27 protein-coding genes are annotated in these 26,903 nt (G+C 71.1%); 11 read left to right on the top strand and 16 right to left on the bottom strand.

Annotated elements, in window-relative coordinates; all coding sequences use genetic code 11:
• Positions 1-167 precede the first annotated feature (167 nt).
• The 3 genes from ACQP2X_RS07480 to ACQP2X_RS07470 all read left to right on the top strand — a co-directional run bounded on the left by ACQP2X_RS07480 (position 168) and on the right by ACQP2X_RS07470 (position 3,060).
• Positions 168-1,604 carry an amidohydrolase family protein gene (locus ACQP2X_RS07480; protein ID WP_498695280.1) on the top strand — a complete coding sequence of 479 codons (1,437 nt, stop codon included), beginning with the start codon at positions 168-170 and terminating at the stop codon, positions 1,602-1,604.
• Between the two features lie 3 nt (positions 1,605-1,607).
• Positions 1,608-2,438 carry an IclR family transcriptional regulator domain-containing protein gene (locus tag ACQP2X_RS07475; RefSeq protein WP_498695279.1) on the top strand — a complete coding sequence of 277 codons (831 nt, stop codon included), beginning with the start codon at positions 1,608-1,610 and terminating at the stop codon, positions 2,436-2,438.
• A gap of 310 nt (positions 2,439-2,748) precedes the next feature.
• Positions 2,749-3,060, top strand: coding sequence for a hypothetical protein (locus ACQP2X_RS07470; RefSeq protein WP_498695278.1), 312 nt, complete (start codon positions 2,749-2,751; stop codon positions 3,058-3,060).
• 127 nt (positions 3,061-3,187) lie between these two features.
• Here the strand turns inward: ACQP2X_RS07470 and dnaJ are convergent, their stop codons facing one another.
• Both dnaJ and hrcA read right to left on the bottom strand, forming a co-directional pair.
• On the bottom strand, positions 3,188-4,330 hold the full coding sequence (dnaJ, locus tag ACQP2X_RS07465) for a molecular chaperone DnaJ (protein WP_097320270.1): 1,143 nt from the start codon (positions 4,328-4,330) through the stop codon (positions 3,188-3,190).
• Between the two features lie 17 nt (positions 4,331-4,347).
• Positions 4,348-5,370 carry a heat-inducible transcriptional repressor HrcA gene (gene hrcA / locus ACQP2X_RS07460; protein WP_498695275.1) on the bottom strand — a complete coding sequence of 341 codons (1,023 nt, stop codon included), beginning with the start codon at positions 5,368-5,370 and terminating at the stop codon, positions 4,348-4,350.
• A gap of 155 nt (positions 5,371-5,525) precedes the next feature.
• On the opposite strand from hrcA, the gene ACQP2X_RS07455 reads away from it, so the two are divergent.
• Positions 5,526-6,068, top strand: coding sequence for a DUF4870 domain-containing protein (locus ACQP2X_RS07455; protein ID WP_498695274.1), 543 nt, complete (start codon positions 5,526-5,528; stop codon positions 6,066-6,068).
• 35 nt (positions 6,069-6,103) lie between these two features.
• On the opposite strand, the gene hemW is transcribed toward ACQP2X_RS07455, so the two are convergent.
• Positions 6,104-7,306, bottom strand: coding sequence for a radical SAM family heme chaperone HemW (gene hemW, locus ACQP2X_RS07450; RefSeq protein WP_498695273.1), 1,203 nt, complete (start codon positions 7,304-7,306; stop codon positions 6,104-6,106).
• Positions 7,307-7,342: 36 nt separating this feature from the next.
• On the opposite strand from hemW, the gene ACQP2X_RS07445 reads away from it, so the two are divergent.
• The 3 genes from ACQP2X_RS07445 to ACQP2X_RS07435 all read left to right on the top strand — a co-directional run bounded on the left by ACQP2X_RS07445 (position 7,343) and on the right by ACQP2X_RS07435 (position 10,805).
• Positions 7,343-8,116, top strand: a complete 774-nt coding sequence (locus ACQP2X_RS07445) for an enoyl-CoA hydratase-related protein (protein WP_498695272.1) — start codon at positions 7,343-7,345, stop codon at positions 8,114-8,116.
• Positions 8,117-8,160: 44 nt separating this feature from the next.
• Positions 8,161-9,027 carry a hypothetical protein gene (locus ACQP2X_RS07440; RefSeq protein WP_498695271.1) on the top strand — a complete coding sequence of 289 codons (867 nt, stop codon included), beginning with the start codon at positions 8,161-8,163 and terminating at the stop codon, positions 9,025-9,027.
• 140 nt (positions 9,028-9,167) lie between these two features.
• Complete coding sequence (locus ACQP2X_RS07435; RefSeq protein ID WP_498695269.1) at positions 9,168-10,805, top strand: PAS domain-containing protein; 1,638 nt, start codon at positions 9,168-9,170, stop codon at positions 10,803-10,805.
• 51 nt (positions 10,806-10,856) lie between these two features.
• Here the strand turns inward: ACQP2X_RS07435 and ACQP2X_RS07430 are convergent, their stop codons facing one another.
• The 4 genes from ACQP2X_RS07430 to ACQP2X_RS07415 all read right to left on the bottom strand — a co-directional run bounded on the left by ACQP2X_RS07430 (position 10,857) and on the right by ACQP2X_RS07415 (position 14,835).
• The gene (locus tag ACQP2X_RS07430; RefSeq protein WP_097320277.1) at positions 10,857-11,132 is read right to left on the bottom strand and encodes a GlsB/YeaQ/YmgE family stress response membrane protein; all 276 of its coding nucleotides are present in this window, start codon (positions 11,130-11,132) and stop codon (positions 10,857-10,859) included.
• 82 nt (positions 11,133-11,214) lie between these two features.
• The gene (gene lepA, locus ACQP2X_RS07425; RefSeq protein WP_498695267.1) at positions 11,215-13,095 is read right to left on the bottom strand and encodes a translation elongation factor 4; all 1,881 of its coding nucleotides are present in this window, start codon (positions 13,093-13,095) and stop codon (positions 11,215-11,217) included.
• 171 nt (positions 13,096-13,266) lie between these two features.
• On the bottom strand, positions 13,267-14,181 hold the full coding sequence (locus tag ACQP2X_RS07420; RefSeq protein ID WP_498695266.1) for an MOSC domain-containing protein: 915 nt from the start codon (positions 14,179-14,181) through the stop codon (positions 13,267-13,269).
• 120 nt (positions 14,182-14,301) lie between these two features.
• On the bottom strand, positions 14,302-14,835 hold the full coding sequence (locus ACQP2X_RS07415; protein ID WP_498695265.1) for a DUF4240 domain-containing protein: 534 nt from the start codon (positions 14,833-14,835) through the stop codon (positions 14,302-14,304).
• A 54-nt stretch (positions 14,836-14,889) separates the two neighbouring features.
• On the opposite strand from ACQP2X_RS07415, the gene ACQP2X_RS07410 reads away from it, so the two are divergent.
• Both ACQP2X_RS07410 and rpsT read left to right on the top strand, forming a co-directional pair.
• On the top strand, positions 14,890-15,864 hold the full coding sequence (locus ACQP2X_RS07410; RefSeq protein ID WP_498695264.1) for a phosphotransferase family protein: 975 nt from the start codon (positions 14,890-14,892) through the stop codon (positions 15,862-15,864).
• A 147-nt stretch (positions 15,865-16,011) separates the two neighbouring features.
• Positions 16,012-16,278 carry a 30S ribosomal protein S20 gene (rpsT, locus tag ACQP2X_RS07405; protein WP_097320282.1) on the top strand — a complete coding sequence of 89 codons (267 nt, stop codon included), beginning with the start codon at positions 16,012-16,014 and terminating at the stop codon, positions 16,276-16,278.
• 118 nt (positions 16,279-16,396) lie between these two features.
• Here rpsT and ACQP2X_RS07400 read toward each other — a convergent pair whose 3' ends face one another.
• The 5 genes from ACQP2X_RS07400 to ACQP2X_RS07380 form a co-directional block, all read right to left on the bottom strand.
• Complete coding sequence (locus tag ACQP2X_RS07400; RefSeq protein WP_498695263.1) at positions 16,397-16,873, bottom strand: hypothetical protein; 477 nt, start codon at positions 16,871-16,873, stop codon at positions 16,397-16,399.
• Positions 16,870-17,847 carry a DNA polymerase III subunit delta gene (gene holA / locus ACQP2X_RS07395; protein WP_498700845.1) on the bottom strand — a complete coding sequence of 326 codons (978 nt, stop codon included), beginning with the start codon at positions 17,845-17,847 and terminating at the stop codon, positions 16,870-16,872. The genes ACQP2X_RS07400 and holA overlap by 4 nt, the downstream gene beginning before the upstream one ends.
• A gap of 226 nt (positions 17,848-18,073) precedes the next feature.
• Positions 18,074-18,619 (bottom strand): GNAT family N-acetyltransferase, encoded by a 546-nt coding sequence (locus ACQP2X_RS07390; protein WP_498695262.1) that lies wholly within the window; start codon positions 18,617-18,619, stop codon positions 18,074-18,076.
• A gap of 7 nt (positions 18,620-18,626) precedes the next feature.
• On the bottom strand, positions 18,627-20,981 hold the full coding sequence (locus tag ACQP2X_RS07385) for a ComEC/Rec2 family competence protein (protein ID WP_498695261.1): 2,355 nt from the start codon (positions 20,979-20,981) through the stop codon (positions 18,627-18,629).
• Positions 20,978-21,784 carry a ComEA family DNA-binding protein gene (locus ACQP2X_RS07380; RefSeq protein WP_498700844.1) on the bottom strand — a complete coding sequence of 269 codons (807 nt, stop codon included), beginning with the start codon at positions 21,782-21,784 and terminating at the stop codon, positions 20,978-20,980. The genes ACQP2X_RS07385 and ACQP2X_RS07380 overlap by 4 nt, the downstream gene beginning before the upstream one ends.
• 589 nt (positions 21,785-22,373) lie before the next feature.
• On the opposite strand from ACQP2X_RS07380, the gene ACQP2X_RS07375 reads away from it, so the two are divergent.
• Both ACQP2X_RS07375 and ACQP2X_RS07370 read left to right on the top strand, forming a co-directional pair.
• Positions 22,374-23,135, top strand: a complete 762-nt coding sequence (locus ACQP2X_RS07375) for a putative protein N(5)-glutamine methyltransferase (RefSeq protein WP_498695260.1) — start codon at positions 22,374-22,376, stop codon at positions 23,133-23,135.
• A 4-nt stretch (positions 23,136-23,139) separates the two neighbouring features.
• Positions 23,140-24,576, top strand: a complete 1,437-nt coding sequence (locus ACQP2X_RS07370) for a DUF1444 domain-containing protein (protein WP_498695258.1) — start codon at positions 23,140-23,142, stop codon at positions 24,574-24,576.
• Here the strand turns inward: ACQP2X_RS07370 and ACQP2X_RS07365 are convergent.
• The 4 genes from ACQP2X_RS07365 to rsfS are packed head-to-tail and all read right to left on the bottom strand — an operon-like array spanning position 24,573 to position 26,901.
• Positions 24,573-25,418, bottom strand: coding sequence for a DegV family protein (locus tag ACQP2X_RS07365; RefSeq protein WP_498695257.1), 846 nt, complete (start codon positions 25,416-25,418; stop codon positions 24,573-24,575). The genes ACQP2X_RS07370 and ACQP2X_RS07365 overlap by 4 nt on opposite strands.
• Positions 25,419-25,446: 28 nt before the next feature.
• A complete protein-coding gene (locus ACQP2X_RS07360; RefSeq protein WP_498695256.1) occupies positions 25,447-25,851 on the bottom strand; it encodes a hypothetical protein in 405 nt (134 codons plus the stop codon).
• Positions 25,852-25,885: 34 nt separating this feature from the next.
• Positions 25,886-26,515: a histidine phosphatase family protein gene (locus ACQP2X_RS07355; protein WP_498695254.1), complete on the bottom strand. Its 630-nt coding sequence runs from the start codon at positions 26,513-26,515 to the stop codon at positions 25,886-25,888.
• Positions 26,512-26,901, bottom strand: a complete 390-nt coding sequence (gene rsfS / locus ACQP2X_RS07350; RefSeq protein WP_498657666.1) for a ribosome silencing factor — start codon at positions 26,899-26,901, stop codon at positions 26,512-26,514. The genes ACQP2X_RS07355 and rsfS overlap by 4 nt, the downstream gene beginning before the upstream one ends.
• Between the last annotated feature and the right edge of the window lie 2 nt (positions 26,902-26,903).

Below are 26,903 nucleotides of genomic sequence, written 5' to 3'. Positions count from 1 at the left end.
CCGTTCTGCGGACATCTGTCCGCCGGACCAGCCTTGACCAAGATCTGCATGCTGTCAACGCCTTGTTGATCTGCTCGAAACAAACCATTGACACCGCGAAGAGGCCGGGAGAAGACTGGCGCGAACTCGTTGTCCGCGTGGCGGACGAGCGTCCGAGAGGAGCTGCGATGAGCACTGACAACCGGCCGACCATCCTGCGCAACGGCCTGGTTCTGACCATGGACGACTCACACACCGTTCTCCCCGGCGCCGACGTGCTCGTTGTCGACGGCCGCATAGCCGAGGTCGGCACCGGCCTCACCGCGCCCGAGGGTGCCCTCGAGATCGACGCCACCGGCGGCGTGATCATGCCGGGCATGATCGACACCCATCGGCACATGTGGCAGACCGCCATGCGGGGCTACGGCGCCGACTGGACCCTCACGCAGTACTTCGTCTGGTACTACCTGGAGTCGGGCAAGCTCTTCCGCCCCGAGGACATCCACGCCGGCAACCTGCTCGCCGCCATCGAGGCGATCGACGCCGGCGTGACCACCACCGTGGACTGGTCTCATGGCCTGCAGACCGCGGACCACGCCGACGCCGCGGTCGACGCGCTCGAGGCCGTGCCCGGCCGGTTCGTCCTGGCCTACGGAAACATCCAGCAGGGGCCGTGGGAGTGGGCCACCTCCGACGCGTTCCGCGACTTCCATCGCCGGCGCGTCGACGGCGGCAAGCTGGCCGGCTTCCAGATGGCCTTCGACGTCACCGGCGATCCGGCCTTCCCCGAGAAAGCCGCGTTCGAGGTCGCCCGCGAGCTCGGCGTCGCCGTGACCACGCACGCCGGGGTCTGGGGCGCCACGAACGACGACGGCATCCGGCTCATGCACGAGAACGGCTTCATGGGCCCGAGCAATGTGTACGTCCATGCCGCCACCCTCACCCACGATTCGTACAACCGGATCGCCGCCACCGGCGGCTCCGTCTCGGTCTCCACCGAGAGCGAGCAGAGCGCCGGCCAGGGTTACCCGCCCACCTATCAGCTGCGCCACCACGACATCCCGGTCTCGCTGTCGATGGACACCAGCGTCTGGTGGAGCGGCGACCTGTTCTCGGCGATGCGCACCACGCTCGGCGCCGACCGCTCGCGTGAGCACCTCGAGGCCCACTCCAAGCAGGAGACGGTGACCCACGCCCACCTGCGGGCCGAGCACGTCGTCGAGTGGGCGACCCGTGGCGGCGCCCGCGCGCTGGGCATGGACTCGCAGGTCGGCGCGCTCACCCCGGGGCGGCAGGCCGACATCGTGTTGATCAAGAACGACGCCTCGCCGGTGATGTTCCCGGTGCTCCACCCGTACGGGCACGTCGCCTTCCAGGCCCAGCGCGGCGACGTGCACACCGTGATGGTCGGCGGCCGGGTCGTGAAACAGGACGGCCGGCTCGTCGGCGTCGACCTGGCGGCGGCCCGGGCCAAGGTCGAGGCGACCGTCGACTACCTGCGCGAGACGATGGGCGAGGAGGCCTGGCGGCGAGGGATGAACCCCGACGTGCCCGAGACGGCGATCCGCGAGAACCCGTACCAGTACACCGAGTGGGACGCCGGTTCGGCGCAGTGGAAGCATTAAGAGATGACCGATACCGGAAGGGGCCCGGGGCCTGACTTCATCGAGGCGCTCGCGCGCGGCCTCGACGTCCTGCGCTCCTTCCGCCCGGGTCAGCCGTCGATGACGCTGAGCGACATCGCGGCCGAGACCGGCCTGGCCCGGCCCACGGTCCGCCGCATCCTGCTCACGCTGGAGGCGCTCGGCTACGCGCGCAGCGAGGGCCGCGGGTTCGCGCTGACCCCGCGTGTGCTCGAGCTCGGTATGGCGTACGTGAACTCGCTGAACCTCTGGGAGGTGGCCCGCCCGCATATGGAGGAGCTGGTCGCCACCACCGGCGAGTCCACGTCGATGGCGCAGCTGGACGGCTGCGACATCGTCTACGTGGCCCGGGTCGCGGTGCCGAAGATCGTGACGCTGGCGGTCTCGATCGGCACCCGGTTCCCGGCCCCCGCGACCTCGATGGGCAAGGTGCTGCTCGCCGCGAAGGAGCCCCGGTTCGTGCCGGACATCCTGGCCGAGCACTCACGGTCCGGCATCGTCGCGCGCTACCGGCCCACCCTCGACGCCTTCATGACGGCGCTGCAGGAGGTGCGGGCGCGGGGCTGGGCGCTGGCCGACCAGGATCTGGCGCCCGGGATACGGTCGGTCGCCACGGGGGTCCGGGACGGCAACGGCCAGGTGATCGCGGCGATCAACGTGACCGTGCACGCGGCCGAGACGTCGGTGGAGACCCTGGTCGAGAAACACCTGCCCCACCTGCTGCGCACGGCGGCCGAGATCAGCGCCGACTACGCCCGGCTCGCCGCGGTCCCCACGACCACGGTCGCCGTACCCGCCACGACGACCACGTCCTGAGGCCGGCAGCCACAGCCCGAGCCGGCAACAACGGGCTGAGCCGGCGGCGCGAGCGGGCTGAGCCAGCGGCGCGGGCGGGCTGGCCGGCGGCACGGGCGGGTGGGCTGGCCGGCGGCGTGAGCGGGTGGGCTGGCCGGCGGCGCAAGCGGGCGGGCTGGTCGGCCGCGCGGGCGGGCTGGTCGGCCGCGCGGGCGGGCTGGCTGGCGGCGCGGGCTGGCGCGGCGACGGCGGATGAGCTGGTCACGTGTGCAGACTGTGCACGCCGCCGCTTGATCGGGGCCATCGGCGGGTATGAGTGAAATTCATGAAGGTGGTGTCAGAACTCTTCGACCCCGAGCCTCCGCGCTGGGGTCTCCGCGGCGACCCGTGGGTGTGGCGGGCCATGGCCGAGCGCCTGGCCACCACCTACCTGCCGCCCTCGCTCAATGAGATCGAGCGGCTGCTCTACGCCGAGTTCGATCGGCTCGTCAGCGTCAACCTGGCGTCCGAGACCACCGAGTGGGTGGTCCGTGACGAGTTCGCCCACGGCGGCCTCTCCAGTGGCGCCATCCACCTGGACACCTGGCGAGCCGAACTGATCCCGCTGCTCCTGGACCGGGCAAGCACCCGCGTATCAGGCTGACATCGGGTTTCTCGAGCATCAGGTTTCTCGAGCGCACGCCGCTCGAGTGGGGTGAGCGCCCTGCCCGCCCCGCCCGAGCCCTCGGCGGGAGCGGCGGCCTGTACCCACCGCCCCGCTACGACAAGAACTAATGGCCGTTGAAAGCGTCCCGCATGCGGCTGAAGAAGCCGCCCTGCTTGCTCAGCTCGGCCACGTCCTCGCCGCGGGTCTTGGCGAAGTCGCGCAGCATGCGCTCCTGGTCGGCGGTCAGCTTGGTCGGGGTCTTGACGTCGAGGTGCACGAACAGGTCGCCCCGGCCCTGACCTCGCAAGTGGGGCACGCCCTTGCCCCGGATGCGCAGCGTGCTGGCCGGCTGCGTGCCCGATTTAACCTCGATGCCCTCTTCGCTGTCCAGGGTCTTGATCGTGAGGCGGGTGCCCAGGGCGGCCGCCGTCATCGGCAGCGTCACGCGGCAGTGCAGGTCGTCGCCCTTGCGGGAGTAGACGTCGTGCGGGCGCTCGTGGATCTCCACGTACAGGTCGCCGGGGGTGCCGCCGCCGGGGCCGACCTCGCCCTGCTGGGCCAGGCGGATGCGCATGCCGTCCTCGACGCCGGCCGGGATCTTCACCGTCAGCGAGCGGCGGGTGCGCACGCGGCCGTCGCCGGCGCAGGTCGGGCACGGGTGCGGGATGACCGTGCCGTGACCCTGGCAGGTGGCGCAGGGGCGCGACGAGACCACCTGGCCCAGGAACGTCCTCTGCACGCTCTGCACCTCGCCCCGGCCGGCGCAGGTCTCACAGGTCGCCAGGTGGGTGCCCGGCGCCGTGCCCGCTCCCGAGCACTGCGTGCACAGCACCGCCGTGTCGACCGTGATCGGGGCCTCGACCCCGAAGGCCGTCTCGTTCAGGTCGAGCTCGAGCCGCAGGATCGCGTCGGCCCCGGGACGGGTACGCGGGCGCGGCCCACGGCCGCCGCCACCGGCCGCCGTGCCGAAGAAGGCGTCCATGATGTCCTGGAAACCGACGAACGGGCCGCCGGCTCCGCCCGGGCCACCGGGGCCCATGCCGCCGCCGGGCGCGAGCGGGTCGCCGCCCAGGTCGACGATCTGGCGTTTCTGGTCGTCGGACAGGACCTCGTACGCCGCGTTGATGTCCTTGAACTTCTCGTGCGCTTCCGGGTCCGGGTTGACGTCCGGATGGTACTGCCGAGCCAGTTTGCGGTAGGCGCGCTTGATCTCGTCGTCGGTGGCTTCCCGGCTCACGCCGAGAATGCCGTAGTAGTCCTTGGCCACGGGCTCCGCAATCCTCGTCAATTTTGTGCTAGAAGGTCGCCCACGTAGCGTGCCACCGCGCGCACGGTCGCGATGGTGCCGGGGTAGTCCATCCGGGTGGGGCCGAGCACACCGAGCCCACCGACGATCGTCGCACCGGGGCCGTACCCCGTGCTGACCACGGACGCCGACCGCAGGTTGTCGATCTCGTTCTCGTCGCCGATCCGGACCCTGGTGGTGCTCGGTTCCAGATCGCCGATCAGCTTCAGCAGGATGACCTCTTCCTCGAGGGCTTCGAGGACCGGCCGGAGGGTGCCCTGGAAGTCCAGCACGCCCCCTCTTGTCAGGTTAGCCGTACCCGCCAACGCGAGGCGTTCCTCACTGCGCTCGACCAATGTCTCGAGGAGCACCGAGGCGAGGCACGCCATCGTGGCCCGGCTCTCCGGCGCGCAGTCGTCGACCAAGCCCTGCACCAGCGGCGGGGTCTCGGCGAGCTTCTTGCCGGCGAGTTTCTCGTTCACACGGCGGCGCAGGTCGGTGACGTCCTCGGCCGGCACCGGGCCGGGCAGCTCGACCAGGCGCTGCTCGACGCGGCCGGTGTCGGCGATCATCACGAGCATGAGGCGCGTGGTGGAGATCGGCACCAGCTCGAGGTGACGCACCGAGGAGCGGGCCAGCGACGGGTACTGCACCACGGCGACCTGGCGGGTGAGCTGCGCGAGCAGGCGCACCGTGCGGTGCACCACGTCGTCGAGGTCGACCGCGCCGATGAGGAACCGCTCGATGGCCCGCCGCTCGGCCGGGCTCAGCGCCTTGACCTTGGAGAGGCGGTCGACGAACAGCCGGTAGCCGGCGTCGGTGGGCACCCGGCCGGCACTGGTGTGCGGCTGCCGGATGTAGCCCTCCTCCTCGAGCACCGCCATGTCGTTACGCACGGTGGCCGGGGAGACGCCCAGCTGGTGGCGCTCGACCAGCGCCTTGCTGCCGACGGGCTCCTGGGTCTCGACGTAGTCCTCGACGATCGCGCGAAGCACTTCGAGCTTGCGGTCATCGAGACTCATATGACCCCTCCCCCATGGCTTGGCACTCCGGATGACAGAGTGCCAGTCTACGTCGCCGTGGACGGCAGCGCGATGATCGAGTGCACTGTCTATTCATCCACCTGATCAGCATGTCGCCCTCGACCGCGTTGAAGTGCGGCCCTACCGTGTCAGCCATGACTGAACCGCCCCGCCCGCCCGGTGAGCCGAACCCGAATGACCCCACCAGGCCGTTCAACCCTTATGCGGCTAACGACCCGACTTCCGGATCGACACCGCCGCCCTACACGCCGCCTCCGGGATACGGCCCTCCGCCCGGCTATCAGCAGCAGCCCCCGCCCGGCTATCAGCCCGGCTATCAGGGCTACGGCGGTCCCACGCAGGACGACCGCACGTGGATCCTGGTCGCCCACTTCGGCGGCGCCGCGGGTGCCTTCCTGGGCGGTGGTCTCTCCGGCTGGATCGCGCCGCTGATCTCGCTGCTGGCCAAGGGCAACCAGTCGCCGTCGGTGCGCGCCGAGTCGGTCAAGGCGCTCAACTTCCAGATCACCTGGGCCATCGCCACCCTGATCGGCTGGGTGACGTCGTGCATCGGCATCGGCTTCATCATCATCGCGGCGGCCGCGCTGATCGCCATCATCTTCGGCATCATCGCCGGCGTGAAGGCCAGCAACAACGAGCCGTACGACTATCCGATGTCCTTGAAACTCATCAAGTAGCCGGGCCGGGCACGGGGGCCCGGCGCTTCACAGCATCACACGACGTCGCGGATCACGGCGTCGGCCAGCAGACGGCCACGCAGGGTCAGTTCCAAACGGCCTTTCTCGTACGCCTGCGCGTCGAGCAGCCCGTTGGCCAGCGCCTGCTTCGCGCCCACCTGGTCGACCCGGTCGAGGCCGATCCCCTCGCGCAGCCGCACCCGCAGCATGACGTCCTCGACGTGCCGGTCCTCGCCGGTCAGCAGCTCACGCGCCTGACCGGGAGAGACACCTTCGTCAAGCCTTTGCGCGTACGTCGTGGGGTGCTTGACGTTCCACCAGCGCACCCCGCCGACGTGGCTGTGCGCGCCCGGCCCGAGACCCCACCAGTCGGCGCCGGTCCAGTAGAGCAGGTTGTGCCGGCAGCGGGCCTCGTCCGAGGTGGCCCAGTTCGACACCTCGTACCACGCGAAGCCCGCGTCGCTCAGGGCCCGCTCGGCCGCCAGGTAGCGGTCGGCGGCGACGTCGTCCGAGGGGTACGGGATCTCGCCGCGCCGCATGCGGGCCGCCATCCGGGTGCCGTCCTCGACGATCAGCGAGTACGCGCTGACGTGGTCGACGCCCGCGTCGATCACCGCCCGCAGCGACGCGTCGAAGTCCTCGGCCGTTTCTCCCGGCGTGCCGTAGATCAGGTCGAGGTTGACGTGTTCGAACCCCGCCTCCCGGGCCTCCCGGGCGGCCTGCGGCGCGCGTCCCGCCGTGTGCTTGCGGTCCAGGATCCGCAGCACTCCCGGCGCCGCCGACTGCATGCCCAGCGAGATCCGGTTGAAGCCGTGCCGCCGGAGCGTCCGCAGATACGACAAGTCGACAGATTCAGGATTTGCCTCCGTGGTGATCTCGGCGTCGCCGGCCAAGCCCCACGTCTCGTCGATCCCGGCCAGAATCCGCCCGAGATCATCGGCGCTCAACAACGTCGGCGTGCCGCCACCGAAGAACACCGTGTCCACTTTTTCGGGTTTTATCACGGCGGCGGCGAGCTTCAGCTCCCGCAGAACCGTCGAGGCGTACGAATCACGGCTGGCGCCGCCTCCGAGCTCGGAGGCGGTATAGGTGTTGAAATCGCAGTAACCGCATCGAGACGCGCAGAACGGCACGTGGACGTACACGGCAAATCCGTTTTTGCCGACGGCGCCCGTCGCGGAAGCGGGAAGCGACCCGTCGGAGGGAACGGGTGAACCATCGGGAAGTGCGCCGGCCATCCGTCAAGTGTGCACGCCGCCCGTTAGGGTGCCGCCATGGCTCTGGTCCGTACCGTCACCGACGCCGGGGTGACCACCATGACCCTGGACAGCCCGGCGAACCGCAACGCACTCTCCACCCCGCTCATGCGCGAACTCCTGGACGCGCTGGCCGAGGCCCTGACCGACGCCTCGGTCCGGGCCGTCGTCCTCTCACACACCGGCCCCGTGTTCTGCTCGGGCGCCGACCTCAAGGAGACCGCCGAGGCCCGCGAGACCGGCCGCGTTCCGGCCGAGCTGCTGGCCGACGTCCTGGCCGCGCTCTGGGAGTTCCCCAAGCCCGTGGTCGCGCGCGTCGGCGGACCGGCCCGGGCCGGCGGGCTCGGCCTGATCGCCGCGGCCGACATCGCCGTCTGCACCGACGAGGCGACCTTCGCCTTCTCCGAGGTACGTCTCGGCGTCATCCCGGCCGTGATCAGCGCGACCGTGCTCCCCCGCCTGGCCCCTCGCGCGGCCGCCGAGCTCTATCTCACCGGCGACGTCTTCGACGGGTTCCGGGCCCGGGACATCGGCCTCGTCACCGCGATCACCACGGCCGAGGAGCTCGACGAGCTCGTCGCGCGGTACTGCGCCAGCCTCGTGCGCGGCGGGCCACTCGCCCTCGCGGGCGCCAAACAACTTCTCCGCCGTACGCCTCATGAAAGCGTCCGTGAGGAGCTCGCAGAACTTTCCCAGCGTTCGGCGGGATACTTCCGGTCGGCCGAGGGCCGCGAGGGCGTCGCCGCCTTCCGCGAGAAGCGCGACGCCGCCTGGGTCCCAGTGACCAGGTAGGGGTGATCTCGTTGACTACTCTTGTTGCCTGAACAACCTTGGGGGTGTGGGTGCGCAGGACACCGGTCGTGGCGGCGCTGGCGGTGGTCACGCTCGTCGGTGCGCTCGGCGTGTTCGCCGTCGTCCGCTCGTTCTCCGGCGGCCTCAAGCTGCCCACCATCGGCCCCGAGTGCGTGGTGCGGGCCGACGGCGAGGTCACGCTCGACTACGTGCAGATGGCCAACGCCGCGACGATCACCGCCGTGGGTGTGCGCAAGGGCATGCCCGAGCGGGCCGTGGTGATCGCGCTGGCCACCGCGCTCCAGGAGTCGAAGCTGGAGAATCTCGACACCGGCGACCGCGACTCGGTCGGCCTCTTCCAGCAGCGTCCCAGCCAGGGCTGGGGCACCGTCGAGAAGATCAAGGACCCGAGATACGCGGCCGACAAGTTCTACACCGCGCTCAAGAAGGTCAAGGGCTACCAGAAGATGCGGGTCACCGACGCCGCGCAGAAGGTGCAGCGTTCGGCCTATCCCAACGCGTACGAGAAGTGGGCCGACGAGTCCGCCGTGCTGGCCCGGGCGCTGACCGGGCGCGCCACCGGCGCCGTGGAGTGCTCGGTGAGCGGATCGCCGGTGCTGCGCGGCGCCGCCGCCTCGGCCGCCCTGCTCGAGGGGCTGCGGCTCGACTGGGGCAAGGGGCTGACCGAGTCGGCGACCGCCGGGCCGGTGACCGGACTGACCGTGGCGGTGGCCGACGTGAACGCGGGCTGGCGCTATGCCCACTGGCTCGTCGCCCATGCCTCGGCCACCGGTCTCGAACGGGTACGTTTCGCCGATCTCGAGTGGCACGCGCCGGACGGCAAGTGGCAGGCGGCGACCGCGCAGGGTGGCGCCGACAGCCGCCGCGTGATCGCCGAAGTGTTCGATTGACGTCCGATTTTCGGTGTGTGGCCGGAAATTTCGGACGGCGTTTCCCTCACCCTGGGTGATGTCGGCCGTTTCTGGTACGCAGTTGCGTAGCGTATACATCGACGTGGACAGACAGCTACCGTCCTGGTACTAAGTAGGACGTGTCGAGGGCGATCGAGTGGATCCTTCTGGGTTCTGGCAGCTGTCTGGCGATCCTGGCGGGAGTCCGCCGGTACCGGCCGGCCCGTTTCGGGCCCTGGCTGCTGCTGGCCGGCGCCGTCGCGGCACTGGCCATGGGCGACGTGTTCTTCGCTCTGCGTGATCACGGCCTGGCCGACGCGTTCTATCTGGCCATGTACGCGCTGGTCGCGGGCGCGCTGTTGCGGTTCACCAGCGGCGGCTCGGCCATCGACGACCGGGCCCGGCTGATCGACCTGCTCGCGTTCGCCTGCGCCAGCCTGCTGGTCCTCTGGGTCTTCGTGTTCGGCGGCATGTCCGAGCTGGGCGGCATCTCGGCCGCCGACGTGATCGGCTCCGTCCTGCTGGTCGGGGTGGCGGTGCGCCTCAACCTGGCCACCGGCCGCAACCTCGCCGCCATGCTGCTGCTCCTGGGCGCGCTGGGCATGCTGGCCGGCGACATCATCTATCCGCTGAACCCGGGCACGGCCGCCGAGACCGGATATCGCGTGCTGTACGTGGCGTGGGGCCTGGCCGCGCTGCACCCGTCGATGGCGCGGCTCACCATGCCGGGGACCCCGCGTCCGCCCGCGTGGCGCGGACACTGGGCGGCGCTGCTGGTCCTGTCGGTGGCGACCCCGCCGCTGGTTCTGATGATCGAGGCCCTGACCGGCACTGTGGACGACGGCGTGCCGATCGCGGTGGCGGCCGCGATCACCCTCACCCTGACGATCACCCGCCTGGCCGACGCGGTGACCGTGAACAGCCGGGCCCTGGCCCGCGAGCGCGGGCTGCGCGGCGCCAGCGCCGACCTGGTGGCCGCGGCCGATCTGCCGGCCGTCGACGAGGCGGTCCGCTCCGCCGTCGCCATCCTGCTGCCGGCGCAGACCGTGCGGCGTGTGGTCTTCGCCACCGACGACCGCCAGATGGCGCTGGAGGCCCTGCCGGCCGCGCCGGCCGGCCGCCGCACGCGCAGCTGGTGGGCCGACGAGTCACCCTCGGACGAGGGCACCCTGATCTGCCCCTTGTGGCTGGAGCCGCTGGCCGTGGCCCGGCCCAGCGGCGGCGCCCTGGTGCTGACCGGCCGCCGCGACGCCCTGGCCGCCGCCCGCGACGCCCTGGAGGTGCTGGCCGGACAGGCCGCCCTGGCCCTCGACCGGATCAGCCTGGTCGAGGCGGTCGGCCGCCGCGACAGCGACCTCTACCTGCGCGCTGTGATACGTAACACAGCCGACCTCATGCTGGTGCTCGACGAGGACCAGCGGGTCCGCTACGCCAGCCCCGGCCTGCACGACCTGCTGGGCGACGACGATCTCTCCCCGCTGTCCACTTTCGCCGATCTGGTCGACAAGGACGACCAGGGGCAGATCCGCCGCGCGTTCGCGGCCGGCGGCGACGGCACGATCTTCTGCGCGCTGCGCCGTCCCGACCACAGCCGGGTGCTGGTCGAGGCCACGTACCGCGACCTGCGCGAGGACCGCCTGGTCCAGGGTTTCGTGGTGACGATGCGCAACGTCACCGAGGGCAACGCCGCGGCCGAGCACCTTCCGCACCGCGAGCAGGTCGAGGACCTGCCGGCGTGGGTGAACCGCCGCAGCGCCCAGCACAAGTTCCGGTACTGATGACACAAAGAAGCGCCGGACCTCTCGGTCCGGCGCTTCTTGTCGTGTGCCTTATCGGGTGAGGCGGCGACGACCGCCGACACCCGCCACCAGGGCAACACCGATCGCGGCCAGGACGACCTGGAAGAACAGCTCGATCCAGTCGAAGCCCTTGGTGTCCGCGACACCGGTCGCACGAGCGATCACCGTGCCCAGCAGGGCCGCGACGACACCGATGACCAGCGTGAGCCACAGCGGGATGTTCTGCTTGCCCGGAACAACCAGGCGGCCCAGGGCGCCGATGATCAGACCGACGATGAGCGCGGTGATGATGCCGGTGACAGTCATTGGGGGTTCCTCCTCGGGGGTGGAGCACTTGTTGCGTCCGTCGGGTTCATGTGTTCCCGAGCACCCCGAAAGCCAAACCGCCCTATTTCTTGTTTGCTCCCTTGGTGTCCGGGGCGTCGGATGTCGACAGCGCGGCGATGAAGGCCTCCTGCGGAACCTCCACGCGGCCGACCATCTTCATCCGCTTCTTGCCTTCCTTCTGCTTCTCGAGCAGCTTGCGCTTCCGGCTGATGTCACCGCCGTAGCACTTCGCGAGGACGTCCTTGCGAATGGCCCGAATGGTCTCGCGGGCGATGATCCGGCTGCCGATGGCGGCCTGAATGGGGACCTCGAACTGCTGCCGCGGAATGAGTTTCTGCAGCTTGGCCGCGATGGTCACGCCATAGTTGTACGCCTTGTCCTTGTGCACGATCGCACTGAACGCGTCGACCGGCTCACCGTGCAGCAGGATGTCCACCTTGACCAGATCGGCCACCTGCTCGCCGGAGGGCTCGTAGTCGAGCGAGGCGTACCCCTTGGTCTTGCTCTTCAGCTGGTCGAAGAAGTCGAAGATGATCTCCGCGAGCGGCAGCGTGTAGCGCAGCTCGACCCGCTCCGACGACAGGTATTCCATGCCGAGCAGCGACCCGCGCCGGCTCTGGCACAGCTCCATGACCGCGCCGACGTAGTCGTTGGGCACCAGCACGGTGGCCCGCACGACGGGCTCGTGGATCTCGGCGATCTTCCCGGTCGGGAACTCGCTCGGGTTGGTGACGACCTTCTCCTCGGCGTCCTCGGTGTAGACGCGGTAGACCACGTTGGGCGCGGTCGAGATCAGGTCGAGGTTGAACTCGCGCTCCAGCCGCTCCCCGATGATCTCCAGGTGGAGCAGGCCGAGATAGCCGACGCGGAAGCCGAAGCCGAGCGCGGCCGAGGTCTCCGGCTCGTAGACCAGCGCGGCGTCGTTGAGCTTGAGCTTGTCGAGGGCGTCGCGCAGCGCCGGGTAGTCGGAGCCGTCGATCGGGTAGAGGCCCGAGTAGACCATCGGCTTCGGGTCTTTGTAGCCGCCGAGGGGCTCGGTCGCGGGCCGGACGTTGCCGGTGACGGTGTCACCGACCCGGGACTGGCGGACGTCCTTCACGCCGGTGATCAGATAGCCGACCTCGCCCACGCCGAGCGCGCCGGCCTTCTCCATCTCGGGCGACACGACACCGATCTCGAGCAGCTCGTGCACGGCGCCGGTCGACATCATCTTGATCCGGTCGCGGGCCTCGATGCGCCCGTCGACGACACGGACGTAGGTGACCACGCCCCGGTAGACGTCGTACACCGAGTCGAAGATCATCGCGCGGGCCGGTGCGTTCGCGTCGCCGACGGGCGGCTGGAACTGCCGGACGATCTCGTCGAGCAGGTGGTCGACCCCGACGCCGGTCTTGCCGGAGACCCGCAGCACGTCGGTGGGCTCGCAGCCGATCAGCTTGGCCAGCTCCTCGGCGTACTTCTCGGGCTGAGCGGCCGGCAGGTCGATCTTGTTGAGCACCGGGATGATGTGGAGGTCGTTCTCCATCGCCAGGTAGAGGTTGGCGAGGGTCTGCGCCTCGATGCCCTGTGCGGCGTCGACGAGCAGGATGGCGCCTTCACAGGCGGCGAGACTCCGGGAGACCTCGTACGTGAAGTCGACGTGACCCGGCGTGTCGATCATGTTGAGCACCGCGGTCTCGCCCGTACGGTCGCCCTCGCGGACCACCCAGGGCATGCGCACGGCCTGCGACTTGATCGTGATGCCGCGTTCCCGCTCGATGTCCATGCGGTCGAGGTATTGCGCACGCATCTGACGCGGGTCGACCACCCCGGTGATCTGCAGCATGCGGTCAGCCAGCGTCGACTTGCCGTGGTCGATGTGGGCGATGATGCAGAAGTTGCGGATCCGAGCGGGATCGGTGTTGCCGATCACGTTCACGCCAGGGTCGAGCGGTCCAGGCACGATCTTCCGTTCTTCTCAAACTTGACGACGCCGGCGAGCCACCGACGCGCTCTATCGTCCCACGCCCGCGCCTGGCCCCCGCTCACACCCGTTCAACCGCCTTGCCCCAGGCGCGGGCCGAATTTGACCGGCGCCACCCCGCCCACACCGTTCTGCCTGCTCAGAGCACCCTCAGATCTTCTCCAACGGCACGAACGGCACCGGCGGCAACTCCACGCTGATCTCATCTCCGGCCCGGATGGGACCACCCCGCAACACGACGCCCATCACGCCCCCTTTGCGCACCACGTTGCCGTCGGCGTCCTGCCCGATGACCTCCTTGAGCAGCCCTTGCTGGAACCGGTTGATCTGCGCACAAGGATTCCGAAGCCCCGCCACGATCACCGCCGCCCGCCGGTCCTCCCCACCAACGACGGCCGCCGCGTCACTGCGCGCCGCCGCAGCCGCCACCGCCTCAGCCGCCGCAGCCGTGGCCTCATCCAGCACCGCCGCCGCGGCAGCCCCCAGCACCGGCGCCAGCACAGCCGAGCCGCTGTCCACCGCCCCTTCCCCGGACACACCCGCCCCAGCGGCACCATCACCGCCACCAGCCACACCCTCGCCGCCGCCGGCCACACCATCACCGCCGCCGGCCACACCATCACCGCCGCCAGCCGCGCCCTCACCGCCGCCGGCCACACCATCACCGCCGCCAGCCGCGCCCTCACCGCCGTCTGAGGGGCCCTCACCGCCGCCCGCCGCGCCCGCCGACGCCGGCGGGCCGAAGCGCAGGATCGTGCCCAGCGGCAGCCCGAGCAGATCGATGCCGCTGGTCGTCACGTTCTCGCCCAGGTTGCCGGGCTCGACCGAGTACCCCTTCTCCCCGACCTCGTCGAACAGCTCCTCGTGAATCAGGTGCACCTGCCGCAGGTTCGGCTGAGTCGGATCGGCCTTCACCCGGCTCCGATGCCGCACGTTCACCCCGGCGTGCACATCGCCCTCGACCCCGATCCCCGCCACGAGAACGATCTCGTCCCGGGCCGGCTTGGTGAACGAGTAGACGTCGTTACAACTGACCGAAGCGACAGTTCCCCGCACAAGACTCATGCGTCAAGTCTCGCCGACCCTCTCCAGCCCGCTCGACCCATTTCCCGCACCCCGGAACACGCCCAGGGGAGGCCCACGCTGAGCTGGGCAAAGCAGAGACGCCCGGCCAGGTGGGGGTAGCTAGTCCGGTGGGGCCAGGAACAACGCCGACAACTTGGGCAAACGGCGCTGCATCTCCTCCTCGTTGTCGAAATCCCACAGGTCGGCGGCGTCGGGGCGGGTTGCCGGCTTCTGCTCGGGTGGGAGCTCCTGTCCGGTGGCCTGCGCATAAGCGTCGGCCGCGATGTGCAGCACCTCCTCGGCCTCGAAGACGGCGCCCGTGTCGGCCGCGTTTTTGATGACCTGGACCATGGCCAGCGAGTCGGGGGTCTTCACCGAGCGCGCCACCGCGTCGCGGCCGTGGGCGATCAGCCAGCCGCGGAAGCTGTCGAATCCCTCGTCGTCGCAGCCGCCGTTGATCAGGTAGGCCGCCGCCCACAGGTCGGCCGTGCCCGAGGCGACCATGACCTTGTCGAGATGTCGACCCCAGGCCACGATCTCCTCCGGATCGCGGGTCGCCAGGTCGGCGGCGGCCCGCTTGGCCACCTCGGCGGGCGAGGCGGGCCGGTCGGCGGTCGCTCGGCCGATGACCGCCCAGAAGTCGTCGGTTCTCATGACGAGGATCCTGCCAGCGGGGTACGACATTTACGCGCGCGGCAGGATGGTGCCGTGCGGCCGATTTCACTTCCCGAGGTGCCGTACGGCTCCACAGCCGTACGACCGAACTGGTCCGACCTGCCGAAAAGCGTCCGTAAGGCGATCACCGCGAGACTCGGCTCGCCGGTCGTCGCCGCGCGCAGCGCCGGCGGCGGCTTCACCCGGGCCTTCGCCGCCGTCCTCACCACCGCCGGCGGACCGGCCTTCTTCGTCAAGGCCGCACCCCTCGAAGACCCCACTTCCGAGTGGTACGCCCGCGAGGGCTGGATCACATCGCTTCTGCCACCCGGTGTCGCGGCTCCTCGGCCGCTCTGGTCGATCGCCGAGGCCGGCTACTTCACGTTGTGCCTGGAGGCCGTCGACGGGCACGTGCCGGCGCTGCCCTGGTCACCGGCCGAGTTGGACGCCTCGCTGTCGGCCTGGTCCACCGCCGCGCGGGCCCTGGCCACCCCCTCGCCCGAGTTGCTGGCCAGCGGCGTCCCGCCCCTGCCGGAGATCCTGCGGGCCGAGATGTCCTGGTGGTCGGAGATCGCCGCCGGCCGGGAGCCGATGCCGCACACCGCCCGCGACACGGTCGCCCCCAGCCGCCTGGCCGAGCTGGCCGAGCTCGAACGGGCCGCTCCCGGCCTCGTCGCCGGCACCGGCCTCACGCACGGCGACCTGCGGATCGACAACATCATGATCGACGGTACGGGCGCCGCCCGGCTGTGCGACTGGACCTGGCCCTGCCTCGGAGCGCCCTGGTTCGACACCGTGACGCTGCTGGTGACCGCCTTCGCGAGCGGGCTCGACGTCCAGACGTACCTCCGGGAATGGAACGCCCCACCGGAAGGGGTCGACGGCGCTCTCGCCGCGCTGGCCGGCTATTGGCTCGTGCGAGCCGGCGGCGGGCCGAGCAGCGCCTCCCCGCACAGCCGTCAGCATCAGCGTTTCAGCGGCGAGCAGGCGCTGTCCTGGCTCGCCGAACGACGCGGTTGGAGGCCCTGAGCTGGGCACCGTTTTGGCGGCGGGCCGCGGTGCTGGTAATCTGGTCCTTCGCGTGTGGTGACGCGCCGTTGATCGCTGTTTCGACAGAGACTTGGGGCCACCCCGCTGAGACCGTTTCCGAACAACTAGTCAGGACAAGGCTGTCGCGTGGCGAACATCAAGTCCCAGATCAAGCGCAACCGGCAGAACGAGAAGGCCCGGCTGCGCAACAAGTCGGTCAAGTCGTCGCTGAAGACCGTGATCCGCAAGCTCAATGAGGCGAGCGAGGCCGGCGACACGCAGACCGCTACGACGCTGCTGCGTGACGCTTCCCGTCAGCTGGACAAGGCCGTCAGCAAGGGCGTCATCCACAAGAACCAGGCGGCGAACCGCAAGTCGGCCATCGCCAAGCGCGTCGCGGCGCTCTCGGCCTGATCATCGCTGATCCGCTCGGCGGCCTGACTCGTTCAGGTGCCGAGCGTTTGGCTGTACGCCGCCAGACCGCACCCGGGCATCGCCGGACCACAAGGTCCACGGCGGTGCCCGGTGTCGTTTACTCGTATCGGCGGGTGGCCGACTGGCGGATCCACTGCTGCTGCGCCTCGGCCTTCTCGACCCAGGGCCGCTTGACGGGCGCACCCCGGCCGCTGTCGATCAGACCGGGAAGCCGCCGCGTGGCATCCTCGGGCAGCCGCCCCACCGGCGCGCGCTCCATGGCCGGCCGCGCCACCGGCGCGCGCTCGACGGCCGGCCGGATTTCGGCCCCGTAAGCGGCGGCGGGCCGCACCGGCGGTGCCGGACGAGTGGCCGGCGAGATCAACGATCCCGCGATGACGTCGTTCAGCTTCACCATCACCGCGACCGTCGCCGGCAGGGCCAGGACGCCCCACCAGCTGACCAGCTCGGCCAGGGCGAGCAGAATGCCCAGCGCGACCGCGCCCTCGAGGTAGACGAAACACAAGAAACCGCTCGGCGCCACGTGGCGCAGCCGCAGCAAGCGCGCGTAGAGCGGCTGATGCACGACGGTCATCGGCCACCACCCCGGCGCGCCGCGGCGACGGCGAAGACGGCGCGCTCGAGCGCGTATCCACGATCCTCGGCGCCGCCCTTGACCGCGGCGTTGCAGTCGGCGGCCGCCCGCATCGCGTCGACCAGGCCCTCAGGCGTCCAGCCACGGGCACGCTCCTGCGCCCGCTGGATCTTCCAGGCGGGCATGCCGAGAGAGCTGGCCATCTGGTACGGGTTTCCGCGGCCGGCCGACGCGACCTTGGCCACGGTCCGCACCCCGTCGGCGATGGCGTCGGCGATCGGCACCGGGTCGACGCCGACGTGCAGCGCCCACCGGAGCGCCTCGAGCGCTCCCGGCACGTCACCGACCATGGCGGCGTCGGCCACCGTGAAGCCGCTCACCTCGGCCCGGCCCTTGTAGTACCGCGCGACCACGGCCTCCGTGATCTTGCCGTCGGTGTCGGCGATCAACTGGGAGCAGGCCGCCGCGATCTCCCGCAGGTCGTTGCCGACCGAGGCCAGCAGCGCGGCCGCGGCCGCCTCGTCGCACCGCCCGCCGTTGCGCCGGAACTCGTCGCGCACGAAGGCGACACGCTCCCGGTCGCCCTTGAGCTTCGCCGCCGCCACCACTGTCGCCCCGGCCGACTTGAGCCCGTCGGCCAGCGCCTTGCCCTTGGCCCCGCCGAGGTGCGAGACGATCAGCGAGACCTCGGGGTCGGGATTCTTGGCGTACGCGACCAGGGCCGTGATCAGGTCTTTGCGCGCGTCCTGTCCACTGCGGACGACCAGCACGCGCCGCCCGCCGAACAGGGACGGGCTGAGCATCTCGGCCACCTCGCCGGCCGACAGCGCACCCGCCTCGTACTCCCGGACGTCGGACTCCGGATCGGCCGCGCGTGCCCCCTCGACCGCCGCGGTGATCGCACGGGAGGCGAGCAGTTCCTCATCGCCTTGGACGAGCAGGAGCGGGGGAGGCGCGGTGTTCACGTCCAATATCGTCGCACGAGGGGCTGACGTTTCCGTGTCGCTCACTCCTTAGCGCACCCGCACCCGCCAGGGAATGCGAAAGCCGACAAATCGGCGTTCTGCCATATCCCTGGCCACAACACCGTCACGCAATCAGGCCGCATACTCCGCCCGGCCGCCCACGGCGACCCGAATGTCCATCGACCCCCGTCCCCCGCGACAAGCAGTGCCCGAAAGGACGACCCCGGGCGTGTCGTCACCGCGCCGGACCCAGGTCGGACGGCAGCATCGACCCGATCCAGGCGTCGACCCGCACACCCCGGTGCACGAGCCGCTGCCGCAGGATCGCCTCGTAGCGGAAGCCCGCCTTCTCGGCGACCCGCCGCGACGCGACGTTGCCCACCTCGGCCCGCCACTCGATCAGCCCTAACCCGAGCCGGCCGAATCCCCACCCGCACAGCGCCCGGACCGCCGCCGTGGCCAGCCCGCGCCCGCGCGCCTTCGGATCCATCCAATATCCGATCTGCGCCGCCCCGTTCCCGTCCAGCCCGAACCCGACACGCCCCAACGGAACGCCCTCCCCCGCCCGCTCGACGACGAACTCGGCCCGCTGCCCGCGATCCCAGGCCGCGATCGCCATCTCCCGAACGAAGTAGTCCGCATCCGACATCCGATAGGGCACCGGAATCTGGAGGTACTTCTGCACGGCCGGGTCCAGCGACACCTCGTACACCCAAGGAATGTCGGCCACCGCGAACGGCCGCAGCCGGATCTCCCCCGCCTCGATCACGTCAAGCTCCACCCCCTGATCATGCGTCCGGTGGGCTGCCCCGGGCCACCACGGCCAAGCCACGGCCGGTGTCCACCGCCGCGATGTCGCCCGACAGGTCCGTACGCAGCACGCGCGCACCCCCGCGGGCCAGCCGGGCCAGCAGGGACGCGTTCGGGTGGCCGTAGTCGTTGTCCCGCCCGACGGACACCAGCGCCACGTCCGGGTCGATCTCGTCGACGAACTCCGGCGACTGGAAGCTCGACCCGTGGTGCGAAACCTTGAGCACGTCGGCCCGCACCGCCTCCGGCCCCAGACGGTGCAGCAGATCCTCCTGTTCCTCGGTCTCGGCGTCCCCGGCCAGCAGGACGGTCGGCCCGTCCACCCGCGCCCGCAGCACCAGCGAGTTGTTGTTCGGGTCGGAGTTCGTGCCGCGCATCGGCGCGACCGGTCCCAGCACCGTCAGTTCCAGGTCCGCCACCTTGTACGTCCACCCGTGCCGAACCACCCGCAACGGCACCCGCCCGGCAGCGGCGGCGACAGCAGCCCGCCCGGCCGGCGGTTCGGGCCAGTCGGGTCCCGCGACGGCGAGCACCTCGCGCCCGCGAAAGACACCGGTCGCACCGCCGATGTGATCGACGTGGAAGTGGCTCGCCACGAACAACACGATCCGCCGTACGCCCAATCGCCGCAGACAGTGATCGACGGCGTTCGGCTCGGGCCCGGCGTCGACGACCACCGCGCTGCCCTTCCCGGCCGGCAGCACGATGGCGTCCCCTTGCCCGACCGCACAAGCGACCACCACCCAGCCCGTCGGCGGCCACCCCGACGCCAGCAGCCGCACGGGCAGCGCCCCCAGCATGCCGCCCAGCGCCACCACCGTGACCAGCCGCCGGATCAGCGGCCGCCGAGCCGCCACCAGCAGCCCGGCCGTGACCACCGCGAGCAGCACCGCCCCGGTCACCCCACCCGGCCAGGGCAGCGCACCGGCCGGCACCCGGGCGCCGTACGTGGCCACCAGCACCAGCCACCGCGCCGGCCAGTGCCCCACCCATGCCGCGAACTCGGCGCCCGCCGGCCACCAGGGCGACAACACCGCCGAGCCGACCCCGAACAATGTGGCCGGCGCGATCGCCGGCACCGCCAGCAGGTTCGCCGGCACCGCCACCAGGCTGACCGTGCCCGACAGCCCCGCGACCACCGGTCCGCACGCCACCTGGGCCGCCGCCGGCACGGCGAGCGCCTCGGCCAGCCCCGCCGGGCACCCCCGCCGCCGCAGCCCGTCCCGCCAGACCGGCGCGATCAGCAGAAGACCGCTCGTGGCCAGCACCGACAGGGCGAACCCCGGATCCGCCGCCAACTCGGGGTCGACCAGGATCAGCACGGCCACGCCCGCCGCCAGCGCCGGCAACGCGGCCCGCGGCCGCCCCGAGGCGAGCCCCAGCAGCCCGATCGCCCCCATGGCGGCCGCACGCACCACGCTGGGCGACGGCCGCGCCAAAATGACGAACCCCACAAGCGCCACGGCACACACCACCGCCGTGACCACCGGCCCGGCCCGGGTCCGCCGCACCGCGAACAGCACCACGCCCAGCACGATCGCCACGTTGGCCCCCGAAACGGCGTTGAGGTGCGTCATCCCGGTGGTCCGGAAGTCCTCCTCGAGCGCCGGATCCAACCGGCTCGTGTCCCCCACCACCAGCCCCGGCAGCAGCCCACCGGGCAGATCGGGCAGCGGTTCGCAGGCCCGTTGCAGCCCCGCCCGCAAGGCACCGGCCGCCCGCTGCGCCCACGAAGACTCGCCCCGCAACACCGGCGGCTCCCGCACCGAAGCCACCGCCGCCCGCAGATCACCCCCGCGCGGCGGCAGGAGCTTGCCCCGGGCCTCCACCCGCTGCCCCGGCAACAGCCCTCGCCACCCCGGATCACTCCCCAGCACAAGCCCACGAGCCGACAACCGCACCGGCGCCGAGTCGTCCGCCCGCACTTTCACCAGATCAACCGCGACCAGATAGGTCGGCGGCATCCCAGCCGTCCCCCGCAGAGCCCGAGGGTCGTCTTTGACAACCATTTCCAGGTGTACGGCTTCGCCCGCCCGCACCAGCGCAACCAACACCTCCGATTCCCGCGCACTGACCCGCGCCCCGGTAGCGACACCCCCACAAGCCACCCCGAGCAGCGAGGCCACGACAACCCACCGCGCAGCTCCCCCGATCCGCACCATGGATCGCGTGCCGAGCACCCCGATCAGCCCGGCCAGCAGGGCGGCGCCCACCCCGAGCAGCACCCCCGAGAGCGCCGACAGATGGAGAGCGGTCAGCGACGAGAGCCACGTCGCCAGCGCGAACCCCGCCAGCCGGAGATCGGCCACCCCGGCCGGCTGTCCGCCGCTCATACCGTCACCAGGTCTTTGAGCTGCTCGTAGCGGGCGTCCCCGATGCCGTCGACCTTGCGGAGATCGCTGACGGCCTTGAAGCCGCCCTGGGCATCGCGGGCGTCGAGGATGCGCTGGGCCAGGACGGGCCCCACCCCGGGAAGCGTGTCCAGATCGGACAGCGTGGCGGTGTTGAGGTTGACCGGCCCGCCCGGAGCGGGAGGGCCGCCCACAGCCGGGGCGGCCGGCCCGGTCGGCACCACGACGCCGGGTGACGGGGTGACGCCCACGAGGATCAATTCGCCGTCGACGACCTTGCGGGCCAGATTCAGCATGGCCACATCGACACCGGGATCGGCGCCACCGGCGGCGTTGAGGGCATCGGCCACCCGGGCCCCGGCGGCCAGGCGTACCAACCCCGGATGGCGCACCTTGCCGCCCACAGCGACCACCACTTCAGCCGACGTGGAGGCCACGGCCGACGCCGCAGCACCCGGACCCGCCACAGTCTCGTCAGTGGACTGCGCCGGTTCGAAGGCGGGCGGCTCCACCGAGTCCACCTGAGGACGGGCCCGCCAGGCCAGAAAGGCGGCGATCACCATCACCAGGACGGCGACCACGGCCAGCGCCTTGACCCCACGCCGCCCCGGGTCGAAGGCCCCCAACCCGAAACGCCGCCCTTCTCTACCACCACCGCCGAACGCGCCGGCCGCGCTGAGCCCGCCTTCCTCCTCCGGTTCCTCAGGCCCGGCCGGCCACGCATAGGAGGCGCCCGCCTCCCGAAGCGACGGAAACTCGCCGGTATGCGAAACGCCCACATCCATGACCGGACCGGACGATCGGGGGAAGGAGGAGGGGGACGAGGGTATCGGCGGGTGGGACTCGTCCCCCTCCGGCAGAACCCAGGCCGGCGGCGGCAACGGCCGCCCCTCCGACCTGGCCAGAACTGAGCCTGCGGAGCTGCCGGGCACGGCGCCCGGCCGTACGGCAGAAGCCGGCGGCGTCGCCCAGGCCGACCCCGCAGGAAACCGGCCCTCCGCCGGCAACGAGGCAGCAGCCGGCAAAGCCGACACCGCCGCGCCGCTCACCGGCCCGCCCGAAACCGGCCCGCCCGAAACCGGCCCACCTGAAACCGGCTCGACGGCCGGGTCGAGGTCGACGTCGTCCGGCCACGCCGGGATGATGTCCGACCAGTTCAGTGGCTCGCCCACCACCGCGAGGTCGGCCAGCCCCGGCTCCGGGGCGGGCGCCAGTGCCGACCGCAGCCTCTCGGCGACGGCCTCGTCCGCGTTCTTCCGCTCTCGCACGGACTGGACGCTAGGGATTTCGCCGACCCCGCGCTTCGCGCCCTGTGGACAGCGGTGCATTGTGGATAACCCACCGACCCCGCCCCGACTGTGCTATGGGAAGACCGTGACATTCACCGAATCCGCGCTGGCCACGGCCGTGCAGAGGCTCCGCGCCGCCGGATGTGTCTTCGCCGAGGACGAGGCCGACATTTTGGGCGCGGCCGCCGGTAACGACGCCGAACTGGCCGCGATGGTCACCCGCCGCGCCCAGGGCGAGCCCCTCGAACAGGTCGTCGGCTACGCCGATTTCGCCGGCATCCGGGTCACCCTCCGCAAGGGCGTCTTCGTCCCCCGCGTCCGCAGCGAGCTCCTGGTCCGCACCGCGCTCGCCGAGAGCCCTCACCAGGTCCTCGACCTCTGCTGCGGCTCCGGCGCCCTGGGTCTGGCCGTCGCACACCACAAGCACATCGAGCTGTACGCCACGGACATCGACCCCGTGGCCGTGGCCTGCGCCCGCGACAACGGCCTGACCCAGGCCTATCAGGGCGACCTCTTCGACCCACTCCCCACGGCACTGCGGTTCGACGTCATCCTGGCCAACGTCCCCTACGTGGCCACCGCCCACATTCCCCTGCTGCCCGCCGAGGCGCGTGACCACGAGCCCGGAACCGCCCTCGACGGTGGCCCCGACGGCCTGGACATCTTCCGCCGCGTGGCCGGGCAGGCCATGATGTGGCTCGCTCCCCGAGGCGTACTCCTCTCGGAAATCACCGAAGCGCAAGAGGAAGCCGCTGTCCGGACCGTGACCCTCCAGGGTCTGGACGCCGACGTGATCTACGACGAAGATCTCGAAGCGCGAGTGGTCCGAGCCCGAAAGAGGGAGTAGCGCGGTGGGCCTGCTGAAAAGGCTTGCCCGGGCGCGCTTGGCCGCCCGGGTCATGCGGCGTCTGCGTCGTGCCGGTGTGACCGGCGTGCGGTACGACACGCACACCTTTCAGCTGTGCTGGACCCCGCCCGGGGACGACGCTCCCACGATCGTCGAGCTGTCCCACTTCACCAGCCGCAAGAAAAAGGACATAGACCGTCACCTGGCCGGTCTTTTCCCGGCCGTCCTTCCTCCGGCTTGGTCAGATGTACGCCTGTTGCTCCGCCCGGTCCTCCGCGGCGTCACTCCCGGCGACCCGTTGCGCCGCCCCGTTCTCCCGTTCCTCTACGAGCACGTCGTCGTCGACCACCCCGAGACGATGACCTACGTGACCGCCGGCCAGCCCGAGAAGTGGGGCGTACACCCGGCCGACGTCTTCGCCGCCGCCCGCGCCAACCTTTCCGGCGCGGTCCTGAAGGGCGAGGCCTCCGAGCCGGTGGTGGTCCACTTCGTCGACGACGGCGACTCGTACTGGGTCTCCCACCTGCTGCTGGAGCACTGGCTGGAACGCCTGGCCCCGCAGGTCGGTGGCTCCCCCGTGGCCTTCGCCCCCGAACGCGGCACCCTCCTGGTGACCGCCGACGGCAGCCGTCATCTCCCGGCACTCTTCGCCCAGGCCGAGGAGATCTACGCAAAATCCTTGAGACCCATCACCCCCATGGCGTACGTCAGTGACGCCCACGGTTGCACAATCCCCTACACAGCCCCGCCCGCCCATCCCCTGCACCAGGCCGTCGCCCGCGCCGAACGCATCCTGGCCATCCAGCAGTACGCACTACAAAAAGCCGAAATATCGGACAAGTCAGCGCGAGGCGAAGACGCCATGGACGACGTGGACGCGGGCGACGTGGGCACAGGCGGCATGGGCGCGAGCGGCGTGGGCGGCGCGGGCGTGGACGGCGCGGGCGTGGACGGCGCGGGCGTGGGCGGCGCGGGCGTGGACGGCGCGGGCGTGGACGGCGCGGGCGTGGACGGCGCGGGCGTGGACGGCGCGGGCGTGGACGGCGCGGGCGTGGACGGCGCGGGCGTGGACGGCGCGGGCGTGGACGGCGCGGGCGTGGACGGCGCGGGCGTGGACGGCGCGGGCGTGGACGGCGCGGGCGCGGGCAACGCGGGCACGAGTGTGGGTGGCGCCAGCGACGCGGGCGGGGGCAACGCGGGCGCGGGCGGCGTGGGGCGAGGCGTAGCCGTCGCCGACGTTGAGCTTGTTGGGGATGCGGTTGGCGGCTGGCGTACGCGCGCTGTTTGGGACCGCGATGTGCCGGCTCTCCTGCCGAAGGCGGATCTGGTCCAGGTCGGGGATCGCACTGTCGCCTGGGAGGAGCTGGCCGGGCATCTTCGTAAGGTGGCCGGGTTCGAACCGCAGCGCTGGGCCGCGGACGGGTGGCCCGAGCAGGTCTAGCGGCGGTGCACCACCACGCCGGCCAGGCCGGGGCCCACGTGGGCCGCGACCGCGGCGCCTATCTCGGTGATGTAGCAGTCGCGCATTCTGTCGCCCAGGCGCATCGCCACCGCGTCGGCCAAGGCCGTTGCCCTGTCCTCGGCCTCCAGATGGTGCACCGCGATGTCGACGTCGCCCTCGCCCGCCGCCTCGACCGCGAAGTCCACCAGCTTGGCCAGCGCCCGGCCGGCCGTTCGCACCTTGTCCCGCACCACGATCGAGCCGTCGACCACGTGCAGGATCGGCTTCACCGACAGGGCCGTGCCGAGCAGCGCCTGCGCCGCCCCGATCCGGCCCCCTCGGCGCAGGAACTCCAGCGTGTCGACGTAGAACAGCGTGCTCACCCTCGACGAGTGGGTCACCGCCTCCCGGCGTACCTCCTCGAGGCCTCGACCCTCCGACGCGGCCTTGGCCGCCGCCAGCGCCGCGAAGCCCAGCCCCATCCCGGTCGTGCCGCTGTCCACCACCCGCACCGACGGGCCGACCTCGGACGCCGCCAGGGCCGCCGCCTCATATGTCCCGGACAACTTCGCCGACAGGTGGACCGACACGATCCCGTCCGTGCCGGCCTCCAGCAGCTCTTTGTAGGCCGTCGCGAACTGCTCCGGCGCCGGCCGGGACGTGCTCACCTGGCTGCGCCGCCCGCCCAGCGCCCGCGCCACCTCCGCCGGCTGGATCTCGAGGCCCTCGAGCCCGTCCACGCCGTTGATCACCACGGTCAGCGGCACGACCGTCAGGTCATGGGTGCCGTCGAGCTCGGCGGGGAGGTACGCGGTGGAGTCGGTGACGACCGCGACGGGCATGCGGGCACGTTAACAGCACCGGCTGAGCTCAGGCCGCGCGGATGGACGTCACCAGGAAGGGTGTGCCCTGCTGGCAGGTCGACATCATGCCCTCCTTCGTCTGGCCGGACACCGTGACCTTGCGCCCGACCGTGGCGTCGGAGCGCATCGCCGCGTCGTCGAAGATCAGCAGATAGGACCCGGAGGAGTCGCTCAGGAGCAGACAGTTGGGCTCGACGCCGGCCGTCACCGTGCCCGTGATCGTCTTGGCCCCGGCGGCCGGCTGGCTGGGCTCGCCGGTGGGGCCGGAGGGCTTGGTCGGCACGGGCAGGTCGATCACCTCTGAGGCCGAGGGGGAGGGCGCGGACGCCGGCGCGGCGGCCGGGTCACTGCTGGCGCAGCCCGCGGCCAGCACGAGGAGCAATACGGCAGGAACGGCACGAGTCGTCAGCATGATGCTTGGACGCTACCGGATCTTCCGGGGTTCCCTACACCGGTGGCGGAGACGGCCGTTCGGCGAAAGGACCCACGTTGTACGTCGCCAGCTGCCACCCGCGGTCGTCGTCGTGGGTCAACTCGACCCAGTGGCAGTTCTGGAGCGCGCGCAGCGTCCGCACCTGCTCCATCGACCAGCCGAGCACCCGGGCGACACCCTGGCGGGCGGCGGCGCCGTGGGTGGTGACCACGACCGTGCCGTTCGACGGCACCGAGGCGGCCGCCTCGCGCAGCGCGTCGGCGACCCGCACGCTCAGCGCCTCGAGCGTCTCGACCTCGCCGCCGACCTCCTGACCGGCTTTCCACGCCGCGTGCTGCGCCGGGAACCGCTCGGCCACCTCGGTCATGGTCAGGCCCTGCCAGGCGCCGAAATAGCGCTCGCGGAGCCGCTTGTCGAACGTGATCGACAGCCCGCTGAGCGCGGCCAGCGCGGCCGCGGTGTCGGAGGCGCGCAGCAGGTCGCTGGCCACGATCGCGTCGGGCCTGAACTTGATCAACAGCTCGGCGGCGTCGACGGCCTGCTGGCGGCCGAGATCGTTGAGCGGCACGTCGGTCTGCCCCTGGACGCGGGACCCCGCGTTCCAGTCGGTGTTGCCGTGCCGCCAGACGATCAGGCGGGTCACTGCGCTTCCGCGTCGGCCAGGTCGCGGTCGACGAACGGCATGGTCGGGCAGTCCTTCCACAGCTTGTCGAGGGCGTAGAACTCGCGCTCCTCGGCATGCTGGATGTGCACGACGATGTCGACGTAGTCGAGCAGGACCCAGCGGCCCTGGCGCTCACCCTCACGGCGGACCGGCTTCGCCTTTTCCGGCAGGTTGAGCAGCGCTTCCTCGATGGCGTCGACGATCGCGATCACCTGACGCTCGTTGGACGCCGAGGCGATCACGAAGGCGTCGGTGATGTAGAGCTGGTCGGCGACGTCGATGATGACGATGTCCTGCGCCTTCTTGTCGGCGGCGGCCTGTGCGGCCGTCATCGCCAGTTCAAGAGCGCGTTCGGTAACGGACAAGA

The sequence above is a fragment of the Actinoplanes sp. CA-131856 genome (assembly GCF_050956135.1).
GTDB lineage: Bacteria > Actinomycetota > Actinomycetes > Mycobacteriales > Micromonosporaceae > Actinoplanes.
The sequence above is the reverse complement of the archived record's forward strand: the minus strand, read 5'-3'. Positions and strand labels throughout refer to the sequence as shown.

Bases quoted from the DNA above. Each gene is read 5' to 3' on its own strand.
- ACQP2X_RS07480 (WP_498695280.1), top strand. From the start codon at position 168: ATGAGCACTGACAACCGGCCGACCATCCTGCGCAACGGCCTGGTTCTG.
- ACQP2X_RS07475 (WP_498695279.1), top strand. From the start codon at position 1,608: ATGACCGATACCGGAAGGGGCCCGGGGCCTGACTTCATCGAGGCGCTC.
- hrcA (WP_498695275.1), bottom strand. From the start codon at position 5,370: ATGAGTCTCGATGACCGCAAGCTCGAAGTGCTTCGCGCGATCGTCGAG.
- ACQP2X_RS07455 (WP_498695274.1), top strand. From the start codon at position 5,526: ATGACTGAACCGCCCCGCCCGCCCGGTGAGCCGAACCCGAATGACCCC.
- hemW (WP_498695273.1), bottom strand. From the start codon at position 7,306: ATGGCCGGCGCACTTCCCGATGGTTCACCCGTTCCCTCCGACGGGTCG.
- ACQP2X_RS07445 (WP_498695272.1), top strand. From the start codon at position 7,343: ATGGCTCTGGTCCGTACCGTCACCGACGCCGGGGTGACCACCATGACC.
- ACQP2X_RS07430 (WP_097320277.1), bottom strand. From the start codon at position 11,132: ATGACTGTCACCGGCATCATCACCGCGCTCATCGTCGGTCTGATCATC.
- ACQP2X_RS07420 (WP_498695266.1), bottom strand. From the start codon at position 14,181: ATGAGTCTTGTGCGGGGAACTGTCGCTTCGGTCAGTTGTAACGACGTC.
- ACQP2X_RS07415 (WP_498695265.1), bottom strand. From the start codon at position 14,835: ATGAGAACCGACGACTTCTGGGCGGTCATCGGCCGAGCGACCGCCGAC.
- ACQP2X_RS07400 (WP_498695263.1), bottom strand. From the start codon at position 16,873: ATGACCGTCGTGCATCAGCCGCTCTACGCGCGCTTGCTGCGGCTGCGC.
- ACQP2X_RS07385 (WP_498695261.1), bottom strand. From the start codon at position 20,981: ATGAGCGGCGGACAGCCGGCCGGGGTGGCCGATCTCCGGCTGGCGGGG.
- ACQP2X_RS07380 (WP_498700844.1), bottom strand. From the start codon at position 21,784: ATGGATGTGGGCGTTTCGCATACCGGCGAGTTTCCGTCGCTTCGGGAG.
- ACQP2X_RS07365 (WP_498695257.1), bottom strand. From the start codon at position 25,418: ATGCCCGTCGCGGTCGTCACCGACTCCACCGCGTACCTCCCCGCCGAG.
- ACQP2X_RS07360 (WP_498695256.1), bottom strand. From the start codon at position 25,851: ATGCTGACGACTCGTGCCGTTCCTGCCGTATTGCTCCTCGTGCTGGCC.